This is a genomic window from Acinetobacter junii CIP 64.5, from assembly GCF_000368765.1.
Classification (GTDB): Bacteria; Pseudomonadota; Gammaproteobacteria; order Pseudomonadales; family Moraxellaceae; genus Acinetobacter; species Acinetobacter junii.
Genome location: NZ_KB849655.1, coordinates 1,705,653 through 1,719,734, shown reverse-complemented (window position 1 = coordinate 1,719,734; position 14,082 = coordinate 1,705,653). Strand labels below are relative to the sequence as shown.

The window sequence follows — 14,082 nt, the reverse complement described above, 5'->3', positions numbered from 1 at the left end:
TCGAAAAAATATGATATTAATATCGAAAAAAATAGATATTAATATTTATAAAATTCGATATACTGGGTTGAGATGCTGAACAAAGCTTTGCCTGTTGAGAAACGTGGTGAGTCTATGGATATTGATGTTATAAGCAAAGCCTTAGCCAATCCGTTGCGTCGACAGATTTTGCAATGGCTAAAAGAGCCTGAGCAATTTTTACCTGTACAAGAATGTGGTGGCAGTTTCGAACGCGGCGTATGTGCAGGACACATCGAACGTTTAGGAAAGGTTGCTCAATCGACCATGTCAAATCATCTGTCTGTATTACAGCAAGCAGGTTTGATTAAGGTTGAGAAATATGGGCAATGGTCATATTTTACGCGTAATGAAGCTTTGATTCAGCAATACATCGAACATTTAAAACAAACACTTTAAAGTAACAAGTGTAAGTTGAGGCGATTATGGCTGAGTTAAATTCTGCATTGCAAGTCGGTGACTTTACAATCAAGAACCGTTTGGTTTTAGCACCGTTAACAAGAGCACGTAGCGGTGAACAACGTATCCCAAATGATCTGATGGTTGAGTATTACCAACAACGTGCTAATGCAGGTCTGATTATTACTGAAGCGACTGTGATTAGCCCGAAAGCGGTAGGATATGCCAATACCCCAGGTTTATGGTCACAAGAACAAGCGCAAGCTTGGAATAAAATCGTAAAAGCCGTGCATGCGCAAGGTTCAAAAATTGTCGTTCAGTTATGGCATGTAGGACGTATTTCACATCCAGACTTATTAGATGGTGATACACCTGTCGCACCAAGTGCAATCCAGCCAGCAGGGGAAGTGAGTTTACTTCGTCCGAAACGCCCGTTTGTGACACCTAGAGCTTTATCGCACGAAGAAATTCAAGAAATTGTAGTTGAGTATAAACACGCTGCTGAACTTGCAAAGGCTGCAGGTTTTGATGGTGTTGAGCTGCATGCTGCCAATGGATATCTAATCGATCAATTCTTGCAAAGTAAAACCAATACTCGCGAAGATGAATACGGTGGTTCAATTGAAAACCGTGCACGTTTGTTGTTGCAAGTCGTGGATGCCTTTATTGAAGTATGGGGTGCAGGTCGTGTCGGTGTACATTTAGCGCCACGTGCTGATTCTCATGATATGGGTGATGATAATCCATTAGCAACTTTTGGTTATGTCGTTGAGCAATTGGATCAGCGTAATGTTGCGTTTATCTTTACTCGCGAGTATGAAGCTGAAGATAGTTTACAACCAAAGTTGCGTCCTAAATTCAAAGGTGCTTGGATTGCCAACGAAAAATTAACGCCAGATTCAGCCAAGCGTATTTTAGCGACTGAACAAGCGGATGCAGTTGCATTTGGTTTAGCATATATCGCAAATCCTGATTTATTCGAGCGTTTGGAAAATGATCTACCGCTTAATCAGGTTCAATTCGATACCTTGTATGGTCCGAGTGCCGAAGGTTATACGGATTATCCTGTTTTTGAACAACTCGAAGCTTAAGTTGTTTTTAGAATTACTCATGTCATTTACCAAAATGGCATGAGTTTTTTTTTGAAATTCCGCATAATGTGCTGAAATCAAATCGAAATATATGGTCTAGGATGGCGCAGGAAATCGCAGCACAACAAACACCATTTTGGTATAACATTTTATTGGCTTGTCTCAAGCCTTTATACCGCTGGAAAATAAAACAACGTGCTGAAAGCGAAGAGCTCTTTCAACAAGAATGCCTTGAGCGTTTTGGACCATTTCAAACGCCAAAAAACCTGCATACGATCTGGTTCCATGTGGTTTCTGTAGGTGAAACCAATGCTGCACAACCTCTTATCGAGCATTATTTAAAATTAGGTCATCCTGTCTTAGTGACCAATACCACAAAAACGGGACAAGCCCGTGCCAAATCACTTTTTCTTAAAGCACCCTACTTAGCGTTATTTCAAGCTGTATATTTGCCTGTTGATCAAAAACCATTACTCAAGCAATTTTTTGATTTGTATCAGCCGAAGCTACTCGCTTTAGTTGAAACTGAGATTTGGCCAAATTTAATTGCCCAAGCGAAACAGCAACAGATTCCATGTATTTTGCTTAATGCACGTCTTTCCGAAAAATCCGCCAAAGGCTATGCCAAGGTGAGTCGACTTACCCAAGCCATGTTGCAACAATTAACGTGGATGTTGGCGCAAGATCAAGCGACACAGCAACGCTATGTGGATTTAGGATTAGAGAAAGCCAAAAGTCAGGTTGTTGGAAATATTAAATTTGATATTAGTGCTCCAACCTCCTTTATTGAGCAAGCTGAACAGTTAAAACAGGAATGGCAGTTAGAGAAACGCCAAATAATTACTTTAGCCAGCACACATGCACCTGAAGAAGAACAGTTACTTAAACAGTTACAGCCACATTTAAATTCAAACCCTCATTTGTTGTGTATCGTTGTACCACGTCATCCAGAGCGTTTTGATGAGGTACATAAGATCTGCCAAACCCTGAATTTAAATACGCAGCGGCGTAGTCTTAAACAAGAGATTACAGCGGATACAAAGGTATATCTTGCAGATAGTATGGGTGAGATGTGGTTATGGTATGCATTAAGTCAGGCATGTTTTGTTGGTGGTTCACTCAATGAGCCAGGAGGTGGGCACAATATCTTAGAACCAATGGTTTTAGATGTACCCACTGTGATTGGCCCTCGCTATTTTAATTTTCAAACGATTGTCGATGAGTTTGTGACGGAACAAGGGATCTTTGTTGCTGAAAATGCTGAACTAGTTATACAAAATCTGATGAGTTGCCTAAATCATCCAGAGCAAAGCCAGCGATTGATTCATCAAGCTGAATTGGTGTTGCAACGCAATAAAGGCTCATTGCAAAAACATATTCAATTAATTGACCATTATTTAGCGCAACGAACTGCTTCATGAATATCGTTTTACTGAACGCTAACCAAGATTGCTCAAGTGATATTTGGTCAATCGAGGATCAACGTCAAATCAAGCACTTGAATCAACATCTTCAATTAAAGGTTGGAGATACTTTAAAGGTAGGCGTTCGTGATGGTCAGCGTTATCTCACTGAGGTGCAGAGTTTTACAGCACAGCAGATTATGCTAAGACCCATTCAAACAGAAAGTGTGCCGAACAAAGTTCCTGTGCATTTGATCTTGGCTTTACCTCGCCCCAAAGTGTTGCGACGTATGATTATGGATGCGGTGACGCTAGGTGTGGAACGCATAAGTTTGATTCATAGCTATCGGGTTGATAAAAGTTATTGGCAAAGTCCTTTTCTGCAACAACTCGATGATTATGTGACACTCGGCTTAGAGCAGGCTGGCGATACGATTGTTCCTGAAATTCAACTCTACAAACGGTTTAAACCTTTTGTTGAAGATGTCTTACCAACTTTGATCTCAGAGCAAAGACCTGCTTATGTCGCACATCCTTATGCAGAACAATCGATGCCCCATGCGATAGCTCATGGCTGTAATTTAATTGTAGGGCCAGAAGGTGGGTTTATACCGTACGAAATTGAGTTACTCAAAAAAAATGGTTGCCAAGCAATGAGTCTAGGCAACCGAATTTTGCGAACTGAAACAGCGGTGTCGAATATCTTAGGTCGTTTGTTTGTCTAAATTTTCGGTGTTATCTGATTGATCACCGCGATAGACTTTGACTTCTTGCACAGGGTAAGGAATCGAAATCCCTTTCTCATCAAAAGCCGTAACAACCAATTCTTGAATTTCACTGATCGATGCAGAGGTCGATGTCTCGGTGGTGTTGACCCACCAACGCACGGTTAAATTAATTGAGAAATCCGCCAAAGCAGTGACATTTACAGAAAAAGCAGGCTGACTGAGTACAGTCATATTATTATTCAGGATATCCAGAATAATTTTCTTAGCTTTTTGCATGTCATCTTCATACCCAATGCCTACAACAAACTCGCAGCGGCGACGTTGATACGCACTGTTCACAATAACAGCGCTGGTATATACCGTTGCGTTTGGAATCACGATGCGACGACCATCGGGAGAGCGTAAAAATGTTGCACGAATTTGGATATCTTCAACATTTCCTTCCAAACCATTGACTACGATATCGTCACCGATACGGAAAGGCTCACTGAGCAAGATTAAGATTCCTGACAGTAAGTTTTGGAAAATATCTTTAAAGGCAAAACCAATTGCTACCGAACCAATTCCAAGAGCACCAATCAATTGACTCGGTGTAAAACCTGGAATTGCGATCACAAGTGCGATTAGAAAACCAAAGAAAATAATAAAGGTACTTCCGACACGGTTTAATACCAACACCAAATTTTGACGCGTGTAAGTTCGATTTTCCAAGGTTTTACGAATAAACAATTTAAATAGTTTGGTCAGTAACCAGAAAATGATAAAAACGACCAAGGCAATACAAATATAAGGAACACGTTCCCAGAAACTGTCCATGATCTTATCGATGGTCGTATATGCATCTTGATATTTTTCAGTGTGTGCCAATACAGTTTGCGTTGTTTTGGCACCTGCTTGGTGAATCAATTCGCCAGTATCTTTTGCGACATCAGTCAATGTCGGTTGTTCATTTGCCACAAGAAAATCTCTATTTCGCAAAGTTGGGTGTGATGAGGAACGCAATCATAATAAATTTATCGTCAGCACGCATGAAAAATTCGTTAACAGTAGCGATTGATGTCGATTTAGAAATATTCGGTTGTGTTTTGAATCATCTGTGTCGGCGCATCCCAAAAATCAGGACTTGCGAAATAATAAGCAAAAATAAACATGCCGAAAATCATAAATAGACTGAGGAGAATCATGATCCAAGCGAGTAATTTTTCCCAAGTTCTTGATGGGCGAACATCCCCATAATCGTTTCGGTGAGGTGTTCCTGCTGCAAGTAATACATAGAGAGTGAAAACTAATTGGATAAATGGCACCAGTAATAACAAGCTTAACCAACCTGTTTTATTCAAATCATGTAAACGTCGAATAAGAAAAACGATTTGAAAATAAAAAGCGAGAAACCATGAAATCACTAGTGCGAGTACCGCAATGCCTGAAAATGCAGGCATGATAGGATCATTTACATTGACACTGTTGATGCTCAATTGACCTGCAAAGACAATAATACAAATGAAGGTGGCGAGATAAACGATGGTCAGTAACCCATACCAACCCAAATAACTTAGACGATTAAAACGTCCTTTAGGTGACAGTGGATTATCTTTTACTAAAGCATTACGACCAGTGGATGAAGAGTCAAACATTACAGATACCTATTTTTTTGATTATTTAATCTTTAAATCTATGCATAATGATCAAAATATTCACTTATTTTAAAAAGAAAAAGCATAGACAAGCTGTTAAATTTTAAATTATTTTGAGTAAATTTTTGAAATAAAATTGGTTGTAAAACAATAACAGTCCTACGACCAAAGCCGAATTGTTTGCTCTTGTTAATGGTGACCATACTGCAAGAGAAAACAAAACATACCAATGCTAGATGAGTATATCTAAGGTATGAAATAAAAAACCAAGGAAGTGAGCTATGAAAGAAATCTACCCAGTGCCAGAGAAATTTAAAGAAACGGCAAGAATCTCGGAAACAGACTATTTCAAACGTTATCAGTACTCTATCGAGCAGCCAGATGCATTCTGGGCTGAAGAAGCGAAAAAGGTCGATTGGATCAAGCCTTTTACCCAAGTGAAAAATACTAGTTTTCAACAGGACAATTTCAAGATCGAATGGTTTGCAGATGGGGAGTTGAACGTCTCCGCAAACTGTCTGGATCGCCATCTAAAAACCAACCCTTTAAAGCCTGCCATTATTTGGGAAGGTGATCATCCATCACGTCATAAAATTATTTCTTTTGCTGAATTACATGACGAAGTATGCCGCTTCGCAAATGTATTGAAAAAGCAGGGCATTGTGAAGGGTGATCGTGTCGTTTTATATATGCCAATGGTGCCTGAAGCAGCAATTGCGATGTTGGCTTGTGCACGCATTGGGGCAGTCCATTGTGTAGTGTTTGGTGGTTTCTCACCCGACTCATTGGCGAGTCGTATTGAAGATAGCCAAGCAAAATTAGTGATTACTGCAGATGCTGGCATGCGCGGTGGCAAGCTTATTCCATTGAAAGAGAATGTAGATGCTGCTTTGCAAATCAAAGGGACAGAAAGTGTTGAACATGTAATCGTGGTTCATCGTACTGGAAACCCAATTCAATTCAATGATGATCGTGACGTTTGGTACCACCTTGCCATCATGGAAGTGGATGAGCATTGCCCACCTGAACCGATGAAAGCGGAAGATCCTCTATTCATTCTCTATACCTCGGGTTCTACAGGCAAACCAAAAGGGGTATTACATACCACAGGTGGTTATTTAGTTTATGTGAACACCACATTTAGAGAAGTCTTTGATCTAAAAGAAGATGATGTGTACTGGTGTACTGCTGATGTGGGTTGGATTACAGGACATAGCTATTTGTTGTATGGTCCATTAAGCAATGCAACCACCACAGTGATGTTTGAAGGGATTCCTCAATACCCAACGTGGGCACGTATCGGGCATGTAATTGATAAGCATAACGTTACCATTTTGTATACTGCACCAACTGCGATTCGCGCGATGATGCGTGAAGGTGATGCCTATGTCCGTGAAAGTGATCGCAGCAGTTTACGTTTGCTTGGTTCGGTGGGTGAACCAATTAACCCTGAAGCATGGAACTGGTATCACGAAGTGGTCGGTGAAGGCCGTTGCCCAATTGTTGATACATGGTGGCAAACTGAAACAGGCGGTATTCTAATTTCACCATTACCAGGTGCAACTGCACTCAAACCAGGTTCTGCAACACGTCCATTGTTTGGTGTGCAACCTGCTTTAGTTGATGGTGAAGGCAACGAGTTAGAGGGTGCAGCAGAAGGGAATCTTGTGATTAAAGATTCTTGGCCAGGTCAAATGCGTACGATTTGGGGTGACCCGCAGCGTTTTATCGAAGCTTATTTTTCAACTTTTAAAAACTGCTATTTCACAGGAGATGGTGCACGCCGTGATGCTGATGGCTATTACTGGATTACTGGACGTGTAGATGATGTGCTGAATGTTTCAGGACACCGTTTGGGAACAGCTGAAATAGAAAGTGCGCTAGTTGCGCATGAGGCAGTCGCTGAAGCGGCGGTCGTTGGTATGCCACATGATATTAAAGGACAAGGAATTTGTACTTTTGTCACTTTGCAGGCTGATGTTGCAGAATCTGAAGAACTTCGTAAAGAGCTCGTGGATTGGGTACGTAAAGTACTTGGTCCTGTGGCGACACCAGATGCTTTGCATTGGGCGCCTGCTTTACCCAAAACACGCTCAGGTAAGATCATGCGTCGTATCTTGCGTAAGATCGCGGCAAATGAGTTAGATAGCTTAGGAGATACTTCAACATTGGCTGAGCCAGCAGTGGTGGAAAACCTGATTGCAACGGTTTATCCAAATCGTTGAATTTAAAATATCTGGAAAGAGCGTTCATCTGAACGCTCTTTTTTTATTTTCGCGCTTACTGATTGTTCAGGAAATCAGAGGTATTTTGTACTTTCGCAAAAACATTTAGAGCTGATAAAAACGCTGACTGTACATCCGATGCTTTGACGATGGAGTTTTTATATTCTAGATCACGAGTTGCTGTTGCATCGGCAATTAATATGGGTTGATAGCCAAGCTCGCATGCGGCACGTGTACCTGAATCTATACACATATGCGTCATCATGCCTGTAATCACGAGTTGTTCGATCTGAAGCTTTTGAAGCATTGATTGAAGATTTGTTTTCAAGAAACTATTCGGAAAATGCTTTTGCACAACGAGTGATGAGTCGCTAAGTAGAAGTTCAGGATGTAATTCAACACCCAGCGTATTTTCAAGGAAAAAGCCCGCAGATGCAGGGTTGATATGTTGAATATAAATAATCGGTAAATTGTTTTGATTAAAGTAATATTCTAATTGATTGATTTTTTCTAAAGCATGCTCTGGATTCACTAATTCCATTTTGCCATCTTTAAAATAATCATTTTGAACGTCGATAATGAGGAGTGCTTGTTTCATTTTAAATGTCCCAATAGGAGATAAAACAAGCTTAGGGAGATGATGAAAAATCAGCTATAGTCTGATGAAAGCTTTGAATCCTATTTTCTTTCGTAATGAAAAATGAATATTGAACTTGATCCAATTGATTTAAAAATTATTGCGTTACTCAAACACGATTCACGTCTGACTCATAAGCAGATCGGACAACACGTGCATCGTACAGGGCAAGCCGTAGGTGCTCGCATCGCACAACTCATGGATGCGGGTATTATTAAGAATTACACCATCACGATAGGTTATGAATATAAACAATTCATTCAACTGTTCTTAAATGAGCAACAGGCTTTTACAGAGATTGAGCAACTGGTCAAGCAATATCCGCAGATTGATGAATGTTTTAAAACCTTAGGAAATGGCTGCTATATGATTGTGAGTCATTTTAATCCATCCCAATTAAATCAGTTTATAGAGAAATTATCGCAGTGGAGTCGCTATTCAGTTGAAACTGTGATGCGAGAAATAGAGCTTCACTAAAATAAAAATCCCCAAGCCGAGTCTTGAGGAAAAGGTTTTTTACTCTTTCTTTTTCTTCTTATATCACAGTGTGTCAAGCTGATTTGGCAGGTACTTGCAAGTGTTGTAATTGCTGCTGTTCGATTTGTCGAACCAAAGGTAGAACGTTTTCACCGAAATACTCAACCTCTTCAATGAAATGCAGAAAGCCTGACAGGATGAGATCAACGCCTACGTTTTTTAAATCCACGATTCGTTCAGCTATCTGCTGTGGTGTACCGATCAAATTAGTTTTAAAACCATCGTTGTATTGTACTAGATCATCAAAGGTTGATTTAGCCCAATTTCCTTCTTGTTCTGGTGCTGCTGCACCTGCTTCACGTGTTGCATCACCAAATGCATTGACTGCTTCGACATTTGCCTTAGCGATGATTTCATTCAGCACGGCTTGAGCTTCTTGCTCCGTATCACGTGCAATAATAAAAGCATTCACTCCGATTTTCACATGGCGATTTTCGAGTTTTGCTTTGGCACGGACATCATCAATCTGTTTCTTAATCTCTGCAACGCTATTCCCATTGGTAAAATACCAATCAGAAACACGAGCTGCCATGTCTCGTGCGGCGCGTGAACTACCACCTTGAAAGACTTCGATATAGGGTTTCTGTGCTGGCTTTGGTTTTAGCGTATAGTTTTGGAATTGGTAATATTTACCTTCAAAACTATAATTATCTGTAGTCCAAATGCCTTTAAGGGTTCGAATAAACTCTTCAGAACGGATATATCGTTCATCATGCTCAGGCCAAGGCTCACCGATTGCATCAAATTCTCCACGGAACCATCCACTGACCACATTAATGGCAATACGACCTTGAGTTAAATAATCAATCGTTGCCAATTGCTTTGCTGCAAGTGCTGGTTTCCACGGCCCTGGCAAAATGGCCGCAATCACTTTGAGTTTCTCTGTTTTTGCCAACAAAGCGTGACTAAAGCTCACCGATTCATGCTGATTTTCTGCACCATAGCCCGCAGTAAAACGGATTTGAGTGAGTGCATATTCGAAACCATTTTTTTCTGCTGTTTGCGCCAAACGAATGTTGTAGTCATAACTCCAGTCAGTACGTTGTTCAATTGTACTGACCACTAAACCACCACTCACATTTGGAACCCAATATGCAAACTTAATTTCTGATGATTGCAAGGACATAGATTTTCCTCCCTCAGGTCGCTTATGCAACCTGAGTTAAATTTTTATTAGATTTCTGATGTAAACGTGATTCCGCAGCATCCAAATCTGGGACAGCGGCTGAAGGGAGAACTTCGGCTTGTTCAATTTGTTTATTAATGCCGAGATTCTGATTGGCCTGTTCAGTTTTTGCTTTGATAACTTCGGCACGTTTGCCTTTGGTGGGTGCCCATTCCAAAATAGGCAGAGCTCGTGCTACAGCCAAGGTGACTCGATCCGCCAATTGTTCACTTTTAACAGTATATTCTGGGGTAAAGTCGCGATCAGTTGCATAAACCCCGATAGGTAAGGTTTGTGCTTGGAAAAAGCTAAATAACGGGCGTAATTGATGTTCTAGTACCAAAGCATGGCGGTCGCTTCCTCCTGATGCAGCCAACAAAACAGGTACATCAACTAAAGCGGTTTGCTCTACGAAATCAAAAAAGTATTTAAACAACCCTGTAAATGAAGCACGGTAAACAGGTGTTCCCACGATCAATGCATCGGCAGCTTCAACTGCAGCTAAATCATCTTGGACACGTTGTGGTAACTGATTTCGATAGATGGCACCTCCTAATAAGGGACCAATCTCACTGAGTTTAATAAAATGCACATGGATCTGAGTTGCCTCCGCAAGTTCATCCAAAATTGCTTGTACCAAGCTTTCTGTTTTTGATGGGCTATTTAAGCCACCTGAGACCGCAACAATATTTAAGGGAGTAGAAAGGTTATTTTGATGTGACATGGATAAACGCCTAAATCAGCAATAAGGAATTGCTATTTATTTATCTATAGCTCCTGTCGACTGTAAAATAAGGAAATGCTGCAAGCTTATCTTTTTTAAATATAAGTTGAAAAATCACGTTTTGAAGCAAATTAAATGAATTTAATGCTCTGTTTCTATTCGCTATTTCGGTATAGTAGTTTGGGAATGATCTAGGTTGTGTGAGTTATATCATTATCTGATTTATTTTTCATATTTGCGAAATAAATAAGTTTTGATGCTCTTACAACAGTTTATTTCAAAAATAGGCTAAGATAGATTAGATTTGAATAAACACCGTACAGTGACGTACTTGCAGATTGCGTAAAGCGCTTATGAATATTTTAATTGTAGACGACCATCCGTTATTTAGACACGCTTTGATTCAAGCGGTTCGTTATAGCATTCCGCAGGCACAAATTCAGGAAACTGCGGATGTTGATGAATTTTATGAACGCTTAGAACATGGTGCAGAGCCAGATTTAGTTTTGTTGGATTTAAATCTACCAGGTGCCTCTGGTTTTTCTGCGTTGGTATATGTGAGAGCGCAATATCCTGCAATTCCTATCATTGTTGTTTCTGCACATGAAGAAACCTCCATCATTCAGCGTGCGATTGCACATGGTGCGATGGGTTATATTCCAAAATCATCTCATCCAAGTCATATTGGTGAAGCTATTAAACATGTTTTGGAAGGTGAGATTTGGTTACCTCCAAATCTACCGACACATTCAGGTTTTGATCCTCGAGCTGCCGATGAAACGGCTTTGGCAGAACGTTTACAATCACTCACACCACAACAGTTCCGTGTGTTGATGATGGTTGCTGAAGGCTTGTTAAATAAACAAATTGCTTATGAGCTAGATGTATCAGAAGCGACAATTAAAGCGCATGTGACAGCAATTTTCCGCAAATTAGGCGTACAAAACCGTACGCAGGCAGTACTTGCGATTAGTGCATTAAATATCGAAGATAAAAAGATGTAATTAACAAGTTGAATAACTCATTCGGTTATTCAAATGTTTAAAGACAATAAAAAACCCAGTTCATATGAACTGGGTTTTTTATGCATAGATGCTTAATTAGAACATCTATGACTGCATTAGAAGCGTACTTTAGCGTTTAAGCCTACAGTTTGCATATCAGCTGCATTAACACCATTAGCATTTAAGTAGCTTGCACCAACAGCGATCGCTGGAGTGATGAAGTAATTTACGTTCACGCCCCAAGCTGAGTCTGGTGAACCAGCAAAGCTAGATTCAGCGTAAGAAACACCAGCGCTAAGTTGAGAGTTTAAGTACAAATCAGTTTTTAACTCGTATGCAGTGTCTTCACCATAAACGAGACCAGTTTCAAAACCGATTGACATTGGAGTACCATCGATCGCACCCACGTATTTAGTACGAGCAGTGATTGCATCTTGGTCATCAGCGATAGTCGCTGTTTCACCAACTGCTTTAGCAAAACCACTATTTAAGATTTTGAAAGTATCCAAAGATGTTTGTTCAACAACGTTTGTATAACCTACAGCAACAAGGAAGTTTGGAGCGATTACCGAACCAAATTCAACAGCCCAACGCTGACCACGGTCATCATTAAGACCATATTTACCGTCATTGTCAGTCGCGCTATAGCTTAAGCTTGCATACGCTGGTGTATATGGAGTTGGTACATAAGCTTCAGCTTTAACACCTACGTTTTGAGATTTAACTTCGTCAAGATTAGCAAAGTTATAACCAAGAGATACGTTAGAAGCTTGGTTAACAAAAGCTGCTTCAGCTAAAGGACCTTTAGAAGCATCTACATTTTTGAAGTAGTAAGTTGCTTGTCCGCCAACAGTGTAATTATTAAAATCTCTGTTTTCATCGTTAGAATCTAGAGCTTCAGACTGACCTTGTATTTCGAATTGGTAAGCGTGAGCACCGGTCATGGCTAATACTAAAGCAGTGGCTAAACCGAGTTTTTTCATAATAATTTCCAGCTTTAACAGTAATGAATAAAGTTGAGTCATTGTATTGTAACAAAATATGATGTCAATGTAATAAATCTGAGAACCCGATAAACGATCATAATGCACTCAGGTTGTGATCAAAATACATACAACTGTGTGTGGTGCTGTCAACCGAGATTGAAGTTTATATCTTACAAATAGATAGATTCAAAATAGTGAATAAAAGCACATATTATTTGGGGTTCATAATTTACTATTTTGATTGATAAATACGATTGTATTAATCTAATTTATCAATTATTGGTTTCTTAAAACTGTCATAATTGGCTGGAAAAATTGTGTTCAAAATCTATTTTTTTTACAAATTGGAATGATAAATCATATTTTTTAACAGTAGTTCGGGTCAAGGTTTGCTATTTAATAGAATATTTAATTGAACAGTGTTATTTTTTGATTCCAAAAAACGATCAAAAAAAGAATCCTGATCTATTTAATCGACTTTACATTTGGAGACTTAGTTCACATAATTGCACCCAAGAGATATTTGTTTAGCATTCTATCTCATAACATTTTCTTGAGTATTCGATGTTTAAAAGCATCTGATTTTACTAGCTCGGCTTTCCCCAAGGCTGAGCTTTTTTTTATCAATTTTTTAGTGTAGGAAATTTGATTTATAAGTTGTTCAAATAAAAAATTATTTATAAATCTATGAAATAGCTGTTCGATCGACTGTTTTGATCAGCTTCAGACATCATGTTGTAAGACAAAGTATGACAATATTAAAAAAAACCACATGCAGTTAGTTTTAAAAAGGGGCTTAGGAAGTTAAAGAGGATTGTTACGGAGTAATTTAAGCAAATCGAGATATAAATTACCGTTCCGATGATTGAAGCGATACTCCGTTTCTTTAAGATGCAAATAAAACATCTTTTTGTCAATTCCATTAAACTTGACGAGTCGCTTTTTAGCATATCCCCAGAATGATTCTATGCCGTTAATATGACGCTCCCCGCATGCAAATTCGTTGTTCCCATGATTCACTCTTAAATGTTTGTCAAAACCAATATCAACTAAACCATCATAGCCTCTCCATCCATCTGTATTGATCACAGAATCAAGCTCTATCTGCCCCCGAATAATGCCCTGTAGCGTAGCTTTGGAGCAATCAGGCACAATTTCTGTGTATACGTTTCCATCTCTTTTGAGTAGTCCAAATACAATGGTTTTTCCTGATGCACCACGTCCACGTTTTCCTCGAATACGACGAGCACCAAAGTAGGATTCATCAAGTTCAACGATACCGTTGAAAGGAGATATTTCCTCACATTGAGCCGCAATCTTTTTACGCAACCTGATGTAAATTGTATTGATGGAACGTACAGAAATATTGGTGAGTTTAGCTGTATCTGAAGCAGTTAAATCCATGGCAAAAAAGCGAATGATCTGTCTGAATTTTGCCTCTGTGATTCTTGAACGGGAATAGTATCTATTTTTTGCTTTCATATAAGGAAGTTACCATACTTTTTGATATGCTTAACTTCCTAAGCCCCTT

Annotated in this window: 14 protein-coding genes; 7 read left to right on the top strand and 7 right to left on the bottom strand. The window is 39.5% G+C overall.

The features are described from left to right. The first annotated feature begins 114 nt into the window (after positions 1–114). The 4 genes from F948_RS13780 to F948_RS13765 all read left to right on the top strand — a co-directional run bounded on the left by F948_RS13780 (position 115) and on the right by F948_RS13765 (position 3,636). Positions 115–417, top strand: a complete 303-nt coding sequence (locus F948_RS13780; RefSeq protein ID WP_005403396.1) for an ArsR/SmtB family transcription factor — start codon at positions 115–117, stop codon at positions 415–417. 26 nt (positions 418–443) lie between these two features. After that, entirely contained in the window at positions 444–1,508 is a 1,065-nt protein-coding gene (locus F948_RS13775) for an alkene reductase (RefSeq protein ID WP_004909880.1), read from the top strand. A 101-nt stretch (positions 1,509–1,609) separates the two neighbouring features. Further along, positions 1,610–2,929 carry a 3-deoxy-D-manno-octulosonic acid transferase gene (locus tag F948_RS13770; RefSeq protein ID WP_004964912.1) on the top strand — a complete coding sequence of 440 codons (1,320 nt, stop codon included), beginning with the start codon at positions 1,610–1,612 and terminating at the stop codon, positions 2,927–2,929. Beyond that, positions 2,926–3,636, top strand: coding sequence for a 16S rRNA (uracil(1498)-N(3))-methyltransferase (locus F948_RS13765; protein WP_004964907.1), 711 nt, complete (start codon positions 2,926–2,928; stop codon positions 3,634–3,636). Before F948_RS13770 ends, F948_RS13765 begins: the two co-directional genes overlap by 4 nt. Here F948_RS13765 and F948_RS13760 read toward each other — a convergent pair. Continuing rightward, positions 3,616–4,596: a mechanosensitive ion channel family protein gene (locus F948_RS13760; RefSeq protein WP_004909876.1), complete on the bottom strand. Its 981-nt coding sequence runs from the start codon at positions 4,594–4,596 to the stop codon at positions 3,616–3,618. The genes F948_RS13765 and F948_RS13760 overlap by 21 nt on opposite strands. Positions 4,597–4,703: 107 nt before the next feature. After that, positions 4,704–5,273: a DUF805 domain-containing protein gene (locus tag F948_RS13755; protein ID WP_004964904.1), complete on the bottom strand. Its 570-nt coding sequence runs from the start codon at positions 5,271–5,273 to the stop codon at positions 4,704–4,706. A gap of 281 nt (positions 5,274–5,554) precedes the next feature. Between F948_RS13755 and acs the strand changes: the two genes are divergently transcribed. Then, positions 5,555–7,498: an acetate--CoA ligase gene (gene acs, locus F948_RS13750; protein WP_004964902.1), complete on the top strand. Its 1,944-nt coding sequence runs from the start codon at positions 5,555–5,557 to the stop codon at positions 7,496–7,498. A gap of 55 nt (positions 7,499–7,553) precedes the next feature. On the opposite strand, the gene F948_RS13745 is transcribed toward acs, so the two are convergent. Next, positions 7,554–8,096 (bottom strand): cysteine hydrolase family protein, encoded by a 543-nt coding sequence (locus F948_RS13745; RefSeq protein WP_004964900.1) that lies wholly within the window; start codon positions 8,094–8,096, stop codon positions 7,554–7,556. 102 nt (positions 8,097–8,198) lie between these two features. Here F948_RS13745 and F948_RS13740 point away from each other — a divergent pair, with 102 nt between their 5' ends. Next, positions 8,199–8,612, top strand: a complete 414-nt coding sequence (locus F948_RS13740) for an Lrp/AsnC family transcriptional regulator (RefSeq protein WP_004909867.1) — start codon at positions 8,199–8,201, stop codon at positions 8,610–8,612. A 73-nt stretch (positions 8,613–8,685) separates the two neighbouring features. Here F948_RS13740 and sfnG read toward each other — a convergent pair whose 3' ends face one another. Both sfnG and msuE read right to left on the bottom strand, forming a co-directional pair. Continuing rightward, positions 8,686–9,798, bottom strand: coding sequence for a dimethylsulfone monooxygenase SfnG (gene sfnG / locus F948_RS13735; RefSeq protein ID WP_004964898.1), 1,113 nt, complete (start codon positions 9,796–9,798; stop codon positions 8,686–8,688). A 22-nt stretch (positions 9,799–9,820) separates the two neighbouring features. Next, positions 9,821–10,561: an FMN reductase gene (gene msuE, locus F948_RS13730; RefSeq protein WP_004964895.1), complete on the bottom strand. Its 741-nt coding sequence runs from the start codon at positions 10,559–10,561 to the stop codon at positions 9,821–9,823. Between the two features lie 353 nt (positions 10,562–10,914). Between msuE and F948_RS13725 the strand changes: the two genes are divergently transcribed. Beyond that, positions 10,915–11,565: a response regulator gene (locus F948_RS13725; RefSeq protein WP_004909861.1), complete on the top strand. Its 651-nt coding sequence runs from the start codon at positions 10,915–10,917 to the stop codon at positions 11,563–11,565. A gap of 116 nt (positions 11,566–11,681) precedes the next feature. Here the strand turns inward: F948_RS13725 and omp33-36 are convergent, their stop codons facing one another. Beyond that, positions 11,682–12,548, bottom strand: coding sequence for a porin Omp33-36 (gene omp33-36 / locus F948_RS13720; protein ID WP_004964892.1), 867 nt, complete (start codon positions 12,546–12,548; stop codon positions 11,682–11,684). Between the two features lie 807 nt (positions 12,549–13,355). Next, positions 13,356–14,033, bottom strand: coding sequence for an IS1595-like element ISAju1 family transposase (locus F948_RS13715; protein ID WP_004880421.1), 678 nt, complete (start codon positions 14,031–14,033; stop codon positions 13,356–13,358). Positions 14,034–14,082 lie beyond the last annotated feature (49 nt).

What these genes read in the sequence shown, in the direction of transcription:
- F948_RS13780 (WP_005403396.1), top strand. Translation starts at nt 115, where the DNA reads ATGGATATTGATGTTATAAGCAAAGCCTTAGCCAATCCGTTGCGTCGA.
- F948_RS13775 (WP_004909880.1), top strand. Translation starts at nt 444, where the DNA reads ATGGCTGAGTTAAATTCTGCATTGCAAGTCGGTGACTTTACAATCAAG.
- F948_RS13770 (WP_004964912.1), top strand. Translation starts at nt 1,610, where the DNA reads ATGGCGCAGGAAATCGCAGCACAACAAACACCATTTTGGTATAACATT.
- F948_RS13765 (WP_004964907.1), top strand. Translation starts at nt 2,926, where the DNA reads ATGAATATCGTTTTACTGAACGCTAACCAAGATTGCTCAAGTGATATT.
- F948_RS13755 (WP_004964904.1), bottom strand. Translation starts at nt 5,273, where the DNA reads ATGTTTGACTCTTCATCCACTGGTCGTAATGCTTTAGTAAAAGATAAT.
- acs (WP_004964902.1), top strand. Translation starts at nt 5,555, where the DNA reads ATGAAAGAAATCTACCCAGTGCCAGAGAAATTTAAAGAAACGGCAAGA.
- F948_RS13745 (WP_004964900.1), bottom strand. Translation starts at nt 8,096, where the DNA reads ATGAAACAAGCACTCCTCATTATCGACGTTCAAAATGATTATTTTAAA.
- F948_RS13740 (WP_004909867.1), top strand. Translation starts at nt 8,199, where the DNA reads ATGAATATTGAACTTGATCCAATTGATTTAAAAATTATTGCGTTACTC.
- sfnG (WP_004964898.1), bottom strand. Translation starts at nt 9,798, where the DNA reads ATGTCCTTGCAATCATCAGAAATTAAGTTTGCATATTGGGTTCCAAAT.
- msuE (WP_004964895.1), bottom strand. Translation starts at nt 10,561, where the DNA reads ATGTCACATCAAAATAACCTTTCTACTCCCTTAAATATTGTTGCGGTC.
- F948_RS13725 (WP_004909861.1), top strand. Translation starts at nt 10,915, where the DNA reads ATGAATATTTTAATTGTAGACGACCATCCGTTATTTAGACACGCTTTG.
- omp33-36 (WP_004964892.1), bottom strand. Translation starts at nt 12,548, where the DNA reads ATGAAAAAACTCGGTTTAGCCACTGCTTTAGTATTAGCCATGACCGGT.
- F948_RS13715 (WP_004880421.1), bottom strand. Translation starts at nt 14,033, where the DNA reads ATGAAAGCAAAAAATAGATACTATTCCCGTTCAAGAATCACAGAGGCA.